The organism is Cellvibrio sp. ARAG 10.3, assembly GCF_051846955.1.
GTDB lineage: Bacteria > Pseudomonadota > Gammaproteobacteria > Pseudomonadales > Cellvibrionaceae > Cellvibrio.
In genome coordinates this window covers 1-13,931 of record NZ_JBPYCU010000010.1, presented here as the reverse complement: position 1 = coordinate 13,931, position 13,931 = coordinate 1, and the positions used below count along the sequence as shown (strand labels likewise).

Annotated in this window: 9 protein-coding genes and 1 tRNA gene; 3 read left to right on the top strand and 7 right to left on the bottom strand. The window is 53.5% G+C overall.

Annotated features, from left to right (window positions below; translation table 11 throughout):
• Nucleotides 1–92: 92 nt before the first annotated feature.
• The 4 genes from ACSV5M_RS13305 to ACSV5M_RS13290 form a co-directional block, all read right to left on the bottom strand.
• Nucleotides 93–3,605 carry a UvrD-helicase domain-containing protein gene (locus tag ACSV5M_RS13305; RefSeq protein WP_439176725.1) on the bottom strand — a complete coding sequence of 1,171 codons (3,513 nt, stop codon included), beginning with the start codon at nucleotides 3,603–3,605 and terminating at the stop codon, nucleotides 93–95.
• A complete protein-coding gene (locus ACSV5M_RS13300; RefSeq protein ID WP_439176724.1) occupies nucleotides 3,602–6,325 on the bottom strand; it encodes a PD-(D/E)XK nuclease family protein in 2,724 nt (907 codons plus the stop codon). Before ACSV5M_RS13300 ends, ACSV5M_RS13305 begins: the two co-directional genes overlap by 4 nt.
• Before the next feature lie 126 nt (nucleotides 6,326–6,451).
• Complete coding sequence (murI, locus tag ACSV5M_RS13295) at nucleotides 6,452–7,288, bottom strand: glutamate racemase (protein WP_439176723.1); 837 nt, start codon at nucleotides 7,286–7,288, stop codon at nucleotides 6,452–6,454.
• Nucleotides 7,289–7,296: 8 nt separating this feature from the next.
• Nucleotides 7,297–7,794, bottom strand: coding sequence for a tetratricopeptide repeat protein (locus tag ACSV5M_RS13290; RefSeq protein ID WP_439176722.1), 498 nt, complete (start codon nucleotides 7,792–7,794; stop codon nucleotides 7,297–7,299).
• A 166-nt stretch (nucleotides 7,795–7,960) separates the two neighbouring features.
• On the opposite strand from ACSV5M_RS13290, the gene rmuC reads away from it, so the two are divergent.
• Both rmuC and ACSV5M_RS13280 read left to right on the top strand, forming a co-directional pair.
• Nucleotides 7,961–9,529 carry a DNA recombination protein RmuC gene (gene rmuC, locus ACSV5M_RS13285; protein WP_439176721.1) on the top strand — a complete coding sequence of 523 codons (1,569 nt, stop codon included), beginning with the start codon at nucleotides 7,961–7,963 and terminating at the stop codon, nucleotides 9,527–9,529.
• 14 nt (nucleotides 9,530–9,543) lie between these two features.
• The gene (locus tag ACSV5M_RS13280; protein WP_439176720.1) at nucleotides 9,544–10,005 is read left to right on the top strand and encodes a DUF2489 domain-containing protein; all 462 of its coding nucleotides are present in this window, start codon (nucleotides 9,544–9,546) and stop codon (nucleotides 10,003–10,005) included.
• A 3-nt stretch (nucleotides 10,006–10,008) separates the two neighbouring features.
• Here ACSV5M_RS13280 and trmA read toward each other — a convergent pair whose 3' ends face one another.
• The 3 genes from trmA to ACSV5M_RS13265 form a co-directional block, all read right to left on the bottom strand.
• Nucleotides 10,009–11,097 (bottom strand): tRNA (uridine(54)-C5)-methyltransferase TrmA, encoded by a 1,089-nt coding sequence (trmA, locus tag ACSV5M_RS13275; RefSeq protein WP_439176719.1) that lies wholly within the window; start codon nucleotides 11,095–11,097, stop codon nucleotides 10,009–10,011.
• Between the two features lie 147 nt (nucleotides 11,098–11,244).
• Nucleotides 11,245–12,021: a hypothetical protein gene (locus tag ACSV5M_RS13270; RefSeq protein ID WP_439176718.1), complete on the bottom strand. Its 777-nt coding sequence runs from the start codon at nucleotides 12,019–12,021 to the stop codon at nucleotides 11,245–11,247.
• 15 nt (nucleotides 12,022–12,036) lie between these two features.
• Nucleotides 12,037–13,605 carry a two-component system sensor histidine kinase NtrB gene (locus ACSV5M_RS13265; RefSeq protein ID WP_439176717.1) on the bottom strand — a complete coding sequence of 523 codons (1,569 nt, stop codon included), beginning with the start codon at nucleotides 13,603–13,605 and terminating at the stop codon, nucleotides 12,037–12,039.
• 249 nt (nucleotides 13,606–13,854) lie between these two features.
• Between ACSV5M_RS13265 and ACSV5M_RS13260 the strand changes: the two genes are divergently transcribed.
• A tRNA-Val gene (locus tag ACSV5M_RS13260) sits at nucleotides 13,855–13,930 on the top strand.
• The last annotated feature ends 1 nt before the right edge of the window (nucleotide 13,931 follow it).

Below are 13,931 nucleotides of genomic sequence, written 5' to 3'. Positions count from 1 at the left end.
TAGCGCAGCGTAATCCGACACCACACTATAAAATAAGTCGGATTGACTCCTACAATCCGACTTATTTTTCTGCAACATTGTCCTCACCCTTATCACAACTCCACCTCAACCCACCGGTTCTCCTTCAACCCGGGAAAATACAAAGCCGTTCGCGTCTCCCGTCCATCCATCGCCGCAAACCATTCACGGTAGCGCGCCAATTGTTCGCGATAACTCTCAACTTCCTGCGCAACAAAGTCCGCTTCGGTCTGGTTTTGCACGGGTTCACTGCTTTTGTAATCCACAATCCACCGCACACCCTCAGCAATAAACGTGCGGTCGATAATCGATTCACGCAAACGATCACTCTGTTGATACAACGCCAGCTCACAAGCACTTTGCTCGTGGGAATGATCCAGCAGCCACCGGCCTTTAGGGTCGTATAAAGTGTGCTGCACCGCTTGATAAATACGTTCCATGGCCTGGGCCAATTCCGCACCCATCCAGCCGGATTGACGCAATTGAATCTGCCAGAAAGGTGTCTGGCTGTTTAAATAACGCGTAACATTTTCTTCAGTTAATCCATGTACCTGATTGCGCTCGGTGATCACTTGCAGAGCGCGATGGATCAGCGTGCCGGTGTGGCGAGCCAGGCGATTGCTGCGCGTCTCCGGTTCCGGCAGATTTTCATCATCATCGTACTCATGGCCGCGATACTGTTTGAGCAGGCTGACATCGGTGAGCTGAGGCAGTTGCCATTCCGGTGTCAAACGCAGGATGTGTTGTAAACCCGGTTGCGCAATTGCCAGGGTTAATTGCTGGGCGGGTGGTGGGGACTTTACCGATAACAATTGCGCGTCTGCTTTTACCTGTTCCCAGATACTGGCCAACAATGCGTTTTTATTGGGCGTTGCGAGGACATCATCTTTTTGTTTTACACAGGCCAATAAATGCAAACGTTGTATCGCGCGGGTACAGCCAACATACAACAGACGTGTTGATTCGTAAGCTTGTTGTTTTTCTTTTTCGGCGCGCATAAACCGGTAGATGGGGCTGTGATCTTCACCGGTGGCGGCCAGCGGGCCGAGCAGTAACTGGTTTTCGCCCTGGGCGTCCAGGCGTTCCTGCCACATCAGCAACTCGTTGTCGTCGCGGCGTGGCAAACGATCCAGGCCCGGAATAATCACCGTATCAAACTCCAGACCTTTGGATTTGTGGATGGTCATCACCTGCAAGCGCGGGTCGGCGTCGGCGCGTGGTTTGGCAAAGAGTTTTTGCACTGCTGTGTCGAACGCCTGCCAATCGCGAATACCGCCGCCTTCGTCGTGGCGTTCAAGCAGCGCAAAATAACTGGCCGCGTTCTCACTGTCGTTGCTGTCGAGCAATACCGCCGGCCCACCCAGCGCCAACCATACGCCTTCGATCCACTGGCGCAATGGCTTGCGTCGCCGTTGACGCAACGCGGATTGCAGAACCGTCATCAATCGTGCGAGTAATTTTTTTCCTGCAGCACTTAAGGAGTCGATATGAAGGTGGTGCTGCAGTTGCTGCCAGATCACCGGATAACCACTTTCCTTGACACGCGGGCTGAGTTCGCCGAGATCGGCATTGGCCAGCGCATGGAGGTCGTGCAGATTCAAGCCGCACCAGGGCGCGCGCAGCAATGCAAGCCAGGCGATACGATCCTCGGGATGCAAGAGCGCACGGGTCAGCGACATCAGGTCCACAATCGCCATGCGGCTGGCGAGACTGTCGATATCGGTGGCTTGCCAGCGCAACCCCGCCGCACTTAGCGCCGGTAAAATTTGTGCGAGGTGCGTGCGGGTGCGCACCAGGATAGCAACCGTACCCTCCGGATTATCGCGGCGCGCCTGTTGCACCAGTTGCACCACCTGATGTGCTTCGCTGTGCTGTGCGTCCTGTTTCCCTTGAAGACTGTCTTCGTCGTCTTCGTTCTTGTCACCGTTGGTGTACGTGCAGGCAAAAAAAGTCACTGCGGTATCGGGCAAGGGTTTATTGAATGCAATGGACGGTGAATATCTCACCGCGCCGCGACTGATATCATCCTGCGCTGGAAAAGCGCAATGAAAGGTGCTGTTTACCCACTTCACGATCTCGGCTTGTGAGCGGAAATTCACACGCAAATCCAACGCCTGCAAATCCACCGTACCAATCCCGCGCTGGCGCGCATCGAGAAATAAACCGACATTTGCGTTACGAAAACCGTAACAGGATTGCATGCCGTCGCCCACAATAAATAAGGTTCGTCCATCGTCGGCTTGCCAGCCCGCCGTGAGTTTTTCCAGTAAGCGCAATTGTGGGCTGGCGGTATCCTGGAATTCATCCACCAGGATATGACGGATGCGGTAATCCAGTTGCAGCGCAATATCACTGGGGGCATCGTCGTCACCCAGGGCCAATAAAGCGGCCTGGGAAATTGCGCTGTAATCGGTAGCGCCGAGTTGTTTAAACACCAGGGTTAATTGCGCAACCAGTAAGGGTAAGAGGCGCGTCAGGCTGTCGAGCAATTGCCATTGCGCATCTTCGTAAACCGATGTGGGTAAACCGCGAATGCCGTGCAGTAATTCGGCACACGCCGGTTGGGTTTCCTGCAAGGCGCCGATCAAAGCTGAAAAACGTTCTTTCAATGCGGCGCTTTCTTTGCCGGGTGGAAACCCCTCATTCTTGGTCAGGCGCGCACGATAGCTGCCGGTGTTGGTTAACAGCAGGTCAGTAAACGCCACCCATTGTTCCACCGCCTTCGGTTCACACAAAGGTAAGCCGGTGACGCCGAGTAAATGACGGATGCGATGTTTTTGTGGTGTTTCCTGTTCCAGATTGGTAGCAGCCTGATCAGCGATGGCACAGAGTTCGCTGGCATGTAATTGCAAACAGTGTTGTACCTGTTGCAGGTGCTCGACAATAACCTGATGCAGGGTTTGTTCAAGGTAATCCCGCGCGTGTTGTTGGCGTGCCTGCAATAACACTTCCAGCCATTGTTCGCGTTTGGCGAGCAGCGCGACGAGCAAGTTTTCGATGCTGGCGAGGTTGTTGTCGAGATGGCGCAACAGACGTGCGAGGTCGTCGCGCAACGGGGAATCCTGTTCCAGCAAATTAAAAAATTCGCGTACAGCCAAACGGTAAGCACTATCTGCGTCATCCAGCGTGTCGGGTTGTGCACCCAGGCCGCTGGCCAATGGTAATTGTTTGGTGATCGAACGGCATAAACTGTCGATGGTTTGCACACGCAAGCGCTGCGGACTGAACAATAAATTCCATTGTAATTCCCGGTCGCGTTGCAACACCGCGCGTGCGAGGGTCCAGGTCAGGCGTGCATGGGGATTGTCCGGCTCCGGTTGCTCCGCTGCCTGCCATAAAGCTTGCAGAATTCGGTCCTGCATCTCGCCGGCTGCTTTGCGGGTAAAGGTAATGGCGAGCACTTCTTCCGGTGCCTCGCAATGGGCGAGCAAGGTTAATACCCGTTGTGTCAACAAGCCGGTTTTGCCGGAGCCGGCGGGTGCAGAGACCGCAAAAGATTGTGTGGGATCAAGGGCGGCACGGCGTGCGTCGATATCCGGTGGTGCGTCGGGTGCAAAACTGGCGTGGGGCAAGTGTTCGAGGTTCATGCTTGCTCCTCTACGACGGGCACCTGGCCCGCGTCCAGCAGTTCACTGACCGCGTCCATCTCCAGCACGCGGTTGAGTGGTATTAAATCCGTTGCGTATTGCATGGCAGCCTGATCTTTAAAATCCACGCGTGCATCGCCCGCAATAAAATCCTGCGCGAGCTGCTGCAAGCAGGTTTGCCACTCAGCGAGTTGTTCCGGCCATTCGAGTGGCGGTGGCTGGATGCCGTCATGAGCCACCGACAATTGTCCGGTGCCGATCCACTGTGCAGCTTTTGCATTGATTTGTGCAAAGGCAATGGCGGCTACCGGGGTATGATGACTCACGGCATAAAGCGGCAGCTGCGGTTCGTCGGGGCGTTCGCCGAGCCAGCTTTTTAATTTGGGTGAACCGGTTTTGTAATCAATCAACAACAGTTCGCCGTTTTCCAGTTGATCGATGCGATCAATGCGCAGTTGCAGGTTCAAACCGGCAAAATTCACGCTGTGTTTTTCTTCTATGGCAATCACGCTAAACGGCGGACGCGTTTTTTCCTGTTCCAGCCACTCGTTCAACAAGCGCGCGAGCCGTTCCTGCTCCAATGCGCAATAAAAGCTTCCCAGTTCTGCCGGGCGGTGTTGTTGCACCGGGCGTATGGCCTCGGCAGCGGCGGTGTTAATTAACTGTTGTAACTCATCGGCAGACAGCGCAAGCAACTGGTGAGAATTACCCAACGTGCGCCAGATAATAGCCAAGGCATCGTGCAACATGTTGCCGCGTTCAATGGCAGAAAAACCTGCCACGGGTTCGTTGATTTGTTCAGCACCGAGGCGCAGGCGCGCAAACGCATTAAACGGACAGGCGGCCTGTTGCTTGAATAGATTACTGCCACCGCGCACGGGTTGGTCATTCAATAACAGGCGCGGGCCGTGAGCGCTGTGCACCAGTTGCCAGTGTTTAACCGCTGCAATGGTGCGTGCGTTTTGTTGTGTGCAATTGCGGCTCGCCGGTACCAGCGCCGTGATCGCAGTTTCAGGTATATCGCGAATTAATGCGCTGGGCCGCAATTCATTTTCTGCATCGCTGTGCGCAGAACTGAACACCACCTGCGCCGCACAATGACGATAATTTTCTGTCAACGCCTGGGCAAAGATTAATTCGCGCTCGGCGCTGGCATGAGGCATCTGGTGATCCCGTTGCAACGACACCGGCAGCAACGGATTGGGTGCAGGGACCGGCGGCCACTGGCGATGATGCAGGCCCATCACCCAGCAATGACTGAAACGCAAACCGGCACCTTCCAGTGCACCGAGGATTTGAATGGGTGAGTCCGGGGTTTGCGCCTGGAAGGGCGTCTTGCCGGCGAGGTTGCGCAGTTGTTTCAAGGCGTGGTAGTGATCGAGCCGTAAACCGGTGCTGTCGAGCGTGGCAAATTCATCCAGTACCTGATGCCAGAGTTTAACTTGCTGAAACTCCTGGCTATCAAGACGACGTGTGCCGGGCCAGTTCAACAAGGTTAATTGTTGTTGAAAAAAATCCACCCAGTAGGCGGCGGTATGTTGGCCGAGACTGCCGCGGCGCTGGTTTTCCAACGCGATCAAACCCGCAGCAACATTATCGGGCGCCGTGACTTTTAACGCGTCAGACAGTTTGCGACAGTGGTAACGCAAATCTGTCGCACTGATCATAAACTTGCCTTGCCGGCGTAACGCGTCACACACTCCGGCACGCAGCGTCCATTCATTCTCGGCATCGCCAAAAAAAGGTGATTGCAACAGATCACACACGCTGTCCAATTCCCAGGGGCCGCGCGTGAGGTTGAGTAATTCCAGTGCGGCGTGAATAATCGGCGTGGCGGCGAGCGGTGTACCGGCAGAAAAATTAAACGGCAAGGTGTAACGCGGTTGGTCCGGCATCTTTGCGAGCGGTTCAAAGACATCGGTGAACAAGCGCTCTACCTGATCGCGACATTGTCCGAGGTTGGGCACGATGATTCCGATCACAGCATCCGGATTTTCTTCCAGTATTTGTTTAGCCCACAGCGCCGCCGTGCCGATTTCCGTTTCATCATCAACCGTGCTCACGCGATCAATGCGATTATTTGTAATGCGATGGGGTGGTAATAAACGGATCTCCGGCGTGGCCTGGTGTAACAGGTGATTGATCAACGGCGGAATATCATCAAAACCTTGCAGATAAATACGCGGCGGACGTGACAACACGCCCTCGGCAAAAGCGTTGCCGATAATGTCGTAGGATTGTTCTTCGGTGATTAATTGCATCTGCGCAAGGCGTGTATTGAAATCTCCTGACCAACTCATGAAGTGCAGGGTATTCTGATTTTCAAATGCTGTTAAAACAGCCTCACCTAATTGCCACAAGGCGAGGTTGCGCAAGGCACTGTCCGCGCTTTGGGCGAGGGGCTCCGGTTGCAGCAAGGCGTCGCTGACACTGGAATGCGTGATGACCTCTTCCCACAGGTATTGCCGTTGCAAGGCGCTGGCAATCATCACCTGGCTCGGTGCGTACGCCTGATCCTGCAATTGGTGCCAGCATTCCCGCAGCCACTGATTCAGCGGATAAATAGCTGGCGCAGCCCACACCGTTTTGCCCTGCGTTTGTTGATACACGCCATAAGCGCGCAGGATGTGATTGCGCAGGCGATTATTGGCCGTGAGAATAATGTCGCCGTCATGCAAGGCGGGGAGCAGGGGAGTGATATCAAATAATGCAGCGACCATGCCGGAACCTGTGCAAATCATCGATTATTGGAGTGGCGTTATCATCGCACAGCACTATTGCCATGGCTACGCCCTCCGGCGAAGGCTACGCCTGTCAGCACTCACAGGTAATTTCCTGTGATGCTTTTAGCAGGCCACAATCTCAATATTTTCCAGCGCAAAATCGCGCAACGCTGTACGTAATAATTCCACATCGCGGGTCGCCTTGGTGAACAATGCCAGATGACCGTGACGAACATCGGTATGAGCAACAGGCGGTTGTTGCTGCAACAAAAACTCCACGCGCCGGGCGATGGCTTCGCCGGAATCGATCAATTGAATTCCCTCGGGCAAGCTGTGGCGCAATTCATCTTTCAACAAAGGAAAATGGGTGCAGGCAAGTACAATGGTGTCCAGTTCTGTACTGCGTGGTGCGGTATAAAAAGGCGCTACAATCGCGGCAATTTTTTCCGGTGCAACGATTTCACCGCGCAATTTTTGTTCGGCCAGTTGCACCAGTTCACTGCTGCCGACAGAGATCACCGTGCAGTGTGCCGCGTGTTCTTTGATCAAGTCATGGGTATACGGTCGAGCCACGGTCGCCGGTGTGGCCAACAAACCAATGACTTTGCTGCGCGATTGTAAGGCGGCCGGTTTAATTGCCGGCACCACACCGACAATCGGTTGGGAGAAATGGCTGCGGATGTGCGGTAATGTCAGTGTGCTGGCGGTATTGCAGGCCACCACAATCATATCCACCGGACCATAACCTTGTTCAATATGTTGCAACAATGCGTGCAGGACCTGATCAACGCGCGCAATTAACTCGCTTTCAGCTTTTGTGCCGTAGGGAAACGCGGCGTTGTCAGAGGCGTAAAGGTATTGGCAGTGGGGTAAGCGTTGCTGAATTTCATGCATAACACTGAGGCCACCCACGCCGGAATCAAAGACGAGGATGCGCGGCTTGTGCTGTATGGCGTTCATTTAGCGGATTAATTTCCCTGGATTTTAAAAAGTTTCTGGTGCTGCTCACTGGAGATACCCGGCGATGGCTCGTTTAATGTCTGACGGGACAGCAAACCGGCAATGGCAAAATAATACTTGCGATCTTCGGCAGAAAAAATATCCATGCGTGCGATCTCGTAAGCGCGCAGCAGCGCCGTGCGCGCACTGTCATACAGACCCAGTTCCCACAGGCACTGGCCGAGACGCAGGTGGATAAAGGGCGCTTGCGCCATCTGCGGGCAACACAATGCGGATTGCAGTGCTTCGCGGCCCGGCTGGTATTGGCCGGAACGAAAATAGCCATCGCCGATGGCCGTCAATACCCAGCCGGCTTCAACCCAATCGGTTTGCGGCTTGGGCAGAAGCAGCCAGGCTTGATAGAATAGCCGCAGCGCTGCCTTGTAATCACCGGCATCGTAATGCTGGTATCCGGCAGCACAAAGCTGGCGGATCTTGCGGGTGAGCGCGGGATCGGTGGAAGACATGATACCTTGAACCAAGGGATACGTGGGATGGCGATTGTATTGGGCCATTCACCCGGTATACAAGCGCATCCACAGATTCAGTGAACTACCGCACCAAAGCGCGCCTCGCTGGCCGGATTACGGCCAGTATTCCGGCACCGGCCGATAACTGCAATAGGAAAGACCTTTGGATAATCACACTATCATCTTGCTGGCCGCCACCTTCGGTGGGCTATTGATCGGCGTTTTGCTCAGCGTATTGCTGTTGCGTCGGCGCATCGACGATGCCGTCTTCAGTCGTACCCGTGAACTCGAGTCCGAACTGGCGAACCGCCAAAGCACGTGGGATCTGCGTGAAGCGGGGCTGACGCGCGAACTCGATTACCTGCGCAACCAGCAAGATGAATTAAAATCCCTGGCGCGCGAGGGCGAAAATCTGCGCGCGCAACAGCAACAACAACTGGGCGACCTGCGGCAGGAATTGGCGGCGGCGCGTGAGAAATTGCAATTCCTGGGCGATGTGCAACAGCAGTTGCGTCAGAGTGAGCAGGCGGCCCACACAGCGCATAATGAATTGACGGAGTTAAAAACCCGGCTTGAACAGGAACGGCGCAACTTTGCTGAACAACTCAAACTCTTGCAGGATGCCAAACTGGATTTGAGCAAAGAATTTGAAAATATCGCCAATAAAATCTTTGATCACAAACAGCAACAATTTTCCAACAGCAGCAAGAGTCTGCTCGAAACCACGCTCGACCCATTGCGCCTGCAACTCAACGAATTTCGCCGCAAGGTAGAAGACGTCTACGAAAAAGAAACCGCTGATCGCAACCGACTGGCGGGCCAGGTGCTGGAGTTGCAAAAACAAACCCAGAAAATCGGTGAAGATGCGATCAACCTCGCCCAGGCCCTCAAAGGCAATTCCAAGGTGCAGGGTAATTGGGGTGAGGTGGTGTTGGAACGGTTGCTGGAGCAATCCGGCCTGCAAAAAGGCCGCGAATACGACACCCAAATCAGTTACACCAGTGAAGCCGGTAACCGGCGTATGCCCGACGTTATCGTGCATCTGCCGGAGAACAAAGACATCATCATTGATGCCAAGGTCTCTTTGGTGGATTACGAAAAATACTGTAATACCGACGATGACCTGGAACGCCAGCGCTATTTGACGGCCCATGTAGCGTCCTTGCGTAATCACATCAAGCAACTCAGCATCAAGGATTATGAAAAACTCGATGGCGTAAAGTCACTGGATTTTGTGTTTATCTTTGTGCCGGTTGAAGCGGCCTTTCTGCTCGCGTTGCAACATGAGCCGGGCTTGTCTCATGAGGCTTATGATCGACGCATCATCTTAGTTAGCCCTACCAATCTGCTGGCGATTCTGCGTACAGTGGAAAATATCTGGCGCTACGAAAAACAAAATCGCAATGCCGAACGTATTGCCCGCGATGCCGGTGCACTGCACGATCAGTTTGTTTTGTTGCTGGATTCCCTCGACAACATCGGCAACTATCTGGACAAAACCCGCGAAGCCTACGACACCGCACGCAAGCGTTTGCAGACCGGGCGCGGCAACCTGGTCAAGCGCGTAGACGACATCCGCCGTCTGGGTGCGAAAACCAAAAAGCGTATCAATCGCGAATTGATCGAAGACACACCGCTGGACGACGAGCAATTGCTTGAAGAACTGCCGGACGACTTGCCGGATGAGTCGACCGAAAGCGACAGTGATCCACGCCCGGAAGACACCATCTGATAAGAGGTTTACCCATGAGTCTTGAAATCATCCTGTTGATTATCGGTTTGATTATTGTGAGCATCCTGGCGGCGATTGCCGGGGTGCTGTTGTACAAAGTGCGCAAACAAAACCAGGCGCAGCGTCTCTTGCTGGCGGAGAAAGAACAGGCAATCAGGGAGCAGCGTGCGCATATCAATCGCAGTATTCAGATCCTTGCCCAGGCTTCCCAATCCGAAGATTTAACGTTAACCGAAGCCAGCATTCGTATTTCAGTATTACTCGACAGTCTTGGTGTGGGCGATGACGTGCGCGAAGAGTTCTCAGCCTTTTATCAATTGCGCAGCCTGACCGAGCACATCCCGATCCTGGACGGCTGGAAAAAATTAAGCCGCAAGGAGCAGATGCAATTTGATTTGCAGCGCATGAAACACGAAGCCAGTTACCGCGACTTTGTGCTGGATGCGGCGGTGCGCATTAAAGGGCGCGAATTTTAATTATTATTTGCGCCGCAGGATGGCACCACACTCAAGATGGTGGGTATAGGGAAATTGATCAAACACCGCAAAGTCGGTGATGTCGTGGGTTTTGGTGATGGTTTGCAGGTTTTCCCGCAGCGTGTCGGGATTGCAGGAAATATAAATAATATTGTCGAAGCCCTGGGTAATATCGGTGGTGAGCGGGTCCATACCCGCGCGCGGTGGATCGACAAAGATTGTACTGAAGTGATAGCTGTCCAGGTCGATATCTTTGAGGCGATAAAACGCCCGCACTTTATTCAACGCCTGGGAAAATTCCTCACTCGACATACGCGCCACCGCGACATTGGTGGCCTGGTTCAGGTTGATATTGTAAAGCGCGGAATTGACTGAGCTGGTCGCCACTTCCGTCGCCAGTACACGGTTAAAATTCTGCGCCAATGGCAAGGTGAAATTGCCGTTGCCACAGTACAGCTCCACCAGATCACCGCCAAAGTGACGGCTTTTGTTTACCGCCCACGCCAGCATATGTTCGCAAACCCTGGCGTTGGGTTGGGTAAAGCTGGCTTCAACTTGCTGGTAGTGAAAAATCTTATTGTTGACCTGGAGAGTTTCAATTACATAATCCCGATCAATCACTTCTTTTTGTCCGCGACTGCGGCCGACGATGGCGATGCCAAGCGTCTGGTGAAGTTGTGTTGCGGCCTCCCGCCAGTCGTCTTTCAATTTTTTGTGGTAAACGAGCGTAACCAGCGCCTGACCGCTGAGCGTTGTCAGGAACTCCACCTGGAACAGGCGTTGTCGCAATACCGGTGTACCCTGGATAGCAGCCAGTAATAACGGCATGAGGTGGTTAATCTGCTCTGAACCGACCGGAAAGTTCTCGATCGGGTAAGGCTTGCGATATTCACCGGGTTTGAACATGGCGTAACTGACCGTTTCGCCCTCGTGCCACATCTTGAATTCTGCGCGCATGCGGTAATGTTTTATCGGCGAGCGAAACACGTCGATGGCGGGCAATGAGAATTCAACAAAATCCTGCTGTAAGCGATTGAGTTTGTCGGCAAGTTGTTGTTCGTAGGCTTCGGGCGAGAAAGAATCAATAGTCATGCAGGTCATTCATAAGAGAGGGTGGAGCATAGTTTAGTCAACAATGTTCGGCTAACAATGATAACGGTGAGGTACCGCGCAAGGCGGCATAGCGCCGCCCATGATACGCCAGATTGATCAGGAAAGCCCGCCGCCGCCAGGGTTGCATCAGGGTTGTTGCGTCGTGCATTTGCCCCATTCGCAGCTCACCAGCGAGACAGGGACTGCGCCGCAATAGGACGCATAGGCTTCCCGGGGCCATTGGTTGTGCAGCACAATAAATTGCCCTTCAGGACACTCCTTTTTAAATTCTTCAGATAACACAAAATAGGAGCGACCATTCTCACGCTCGGTGGTGACGTCTCCCGCGAGGCTGGGCACCGGCACAACGCGGGTGGTATCACCGGTATATTGTTGTTGCAGGGCTAGCAGGTCTGCACGCGCCTGCTCGCTCGCAGCCAGGTCCATCTCCTGCTGTGCCAGGGTCTGGATACGTCGCACACAGGTTCTTTGCTGGTTGGTGAGGGTCCGTTGCTTGAGGTTCAATTCATCCGTCGCACGTTTTTTAGCGTTATAGGCCAACAACACCGCTGCTAACGAAATAGGCTGGCCGTTGTAACTGATAGCTTGTGAACCAAATTGCTTGGTGTAGTAGTGATCGGCGGCAATAATGGCCGGCCAGTTTTTATCGATCCAATCCTGTTGCACCGTAATGGCTTCAAGCTCAGCCTCGCCCCCCAAAGGCGTGCACTGGTTAAATAAGCTGCTGACATAGACCGCCTTGGTGAGGATATCAGTTGCCAAGTCAGTCAATTGACGCGGGTCCTCTGTGGGGGTTACGGCAGGTTGTTGTGCACACCCGGAAACCAGGGCGATGGCAAGGATCAGGGGGGACAAGAGGTGGGCAGTTAGTGTTTTCGTGCTGAATTTTTCTATTGTTTTCATGCTGATGCTTCCGGGTCAGGCGGTTTTATCGGGTAAGGGCAAACGAATCGTAAAGCAGGTTCCCTTGCCCGGCGTTGACTCCACCTCAATCTTGCCCTTGTGGTGCTCGGTGATAATGAAATAGGAAACCGATAAGCCCAGACCCGTACCTTTGCCCACTTCTTTGGTCGTGTAGAAGGGTTCAAAAATATGGTTTTTAACGTTGTCTTCCATGCCTGGGCCATTATCTTCCACCTCAATAACCACGTAGGAGGCTTCCGTGTAGGCGCGAATAGTAATAGTCGGCTTGAATTGTGGTTCGGCATTGTTTTGCAGGTCGCTGGCCAACGCCTGCCGCGCATTGCGTAGCAGATTCAGGATGACCTGCTGTATTTCAGGAGCCGAACCCATCACACCGGGTAAATCCTTGCTGATCTCCTTGATGACTTTCGCAGGCTTAACTTTACGTTCTTTGGATTCACCCGTGCTAATGCTTAACTCAACACTGTGATCAATGACACTTTTCAGATCCATCAGGCTGGTATTGCGGTTACTGATGTGGGAGAACTCCAGCATGTTGGTGACAATCTTGGCTGCCCGTTCACCGGCTTCTTTAATGTCATCCAGAAAACTGTAGATATTGCGTGTGCGCAAATACTCGTGCACTTGCTCTACGCTGATGCCCAGATTTTTCGACACATCATGGTTGGACGCCAACTCCGGTGAGGTGCGCCGATAGATATTTTGCACGCTGTGCAGGATTGCCCCGATAGGGTTGTTGATCTCGTGGGCAATACCCGCCGCCAATTCCCCGAGCGACAACATCTTTTCATTCTGGATCATCCTGTGTTCCAGCTTGACACGCATGGTCACGTCATCAATACGAATCACCGCACCAATGCCCTGGGCCGCAATTAACGGGTAAATAGTCATGTCGGTGTAGCGTGCTTCGCTGCCCTGGCCCTGTTGCATATTTTCGTTGACCAGAGGCACGCCGCTTTCAATGGTTTTTTTAATGGTGGCCACACTGATCGGCAGGCTGGGATACACCTCGTTCAGGTGATGATGCAGGGCTTCATCGGGAGAGATACCCGTGTTAAATGCCGCCGATGCATTCCAGTGAGTGACATAACCCTGGTGGGTAACCCCGATCAACACCGACGGCATGGAGTTGATCATGCTGTGCAAGTAATCCTGGGTTTCGCGCAGCAACAACACCGTTGCCTCATGCCGTGCAATCTCATCCTGTAAACGGTTGTTGGTCTGGTGGAGGCTTTCGGTGCGCTCGGCAATCTTGTGCTCGAGCTCCCGCTGGGATTCCTTCAATGCTTTACGGGCGCGCTTGTTGTTGAGGCGGCTGCGTTGCAAACCGATGATCAACAAACTTTGCAACAGGAACATCAAGGTGATCACCAGCCACAAGATATTGCTGTAACCGCTGCTGTCTTGTGGGGCGGGGCTGGCCTGTTGGGCGACGCCGGGCAGGGCACTGAAAAGGCACCCGGCCAGGAAAGACCGGCTGACACATGGCCTGAAATAATGGCCGATCCAGGAAAATAACGAGGCGATGGTCCCAGGCAACAGGGTTGGAGAGTTCTTGGACATAGCACCACACAGTATTGAGCGGACAAGGTGCCACATTCTACTCAGCAACGCCGAAGAAAACTAACGTGCTGCAGACGGGCATTATCGGAAGACAGCTGATCCTGATGAACGTTGGTTGCGAGGTGGAATAAATAACCCGCTAGCGCGTGATTTGCGAGACAAATCAGCAACTTGTGGACGACGGGTGCGGTTTGTATAAAAGTGTTTGACAAGGCATCTGAATTCGGTAGAATGCGCACCTCTCAACGGGGGCGGTTAGCTCAGTTGGTAGAGCAATGCCCTTACAAGGCATGGGTCACAAGTTCGAGTCTTGTACCGCCCACCAC

Coding starts and splice junctions, on each gene's coding strand:
- ACSV5M_RS13300 (WP_439176724.1), bottom strand. CDS start 6,325: ATGGTCGCTGCATTATTTGATATCACTCCCCTGCTCCCCGCCTTGCAT.
- trmA (WP_439176719.1), bottom strand. CDS start 11,097: ATGACTATTGATTCTTTCTCGCCCGAAGCCTACGAACAACAACTTGCC.
- ACSV5M_RS13290 (WP_439176722.1), bottom strand. CDS start 7,794: ATGTCTTCCACCGATCCCGCGCTCACCCGCAAGATCCGCCAGCTTTGT.
- ACSV5M_RS13280 (WP_439176720.1), top strand. CDS start 9,544: ATGAGTCTTGAAATCATCCTGTTGATTATCGGTTTGATTATTGTGAGC.
- ACSV5M_RS13270 (WP_439176718.1), bottom strand. CDS start 12,021: ATGAAAACAATAGAAAAATTCAGCACGAAAACACTAACTGCCCACCTC.
- ACSV5M_RS13265 (WP_439176717.1), bottom strand. CDS start 13,605: ATGTCCAAGAACTCTCCAACCCTGTTGCCTGGGACCATCGCCTCGTTA.
- ACSV5M_RS13305 (WP_439176725.1), bottom strand. CDS start 3,605: ATGAACCTCGAACACTTGCCCCACGCCAGTTTTGCACCCGACGCACCA.
- murI (WP_439176723.1), bottom strand. CDS start 7,288: ATGAACGCCATACAGCACAAGCCGCGCATCCTCGTCTTTGATTCCGGC.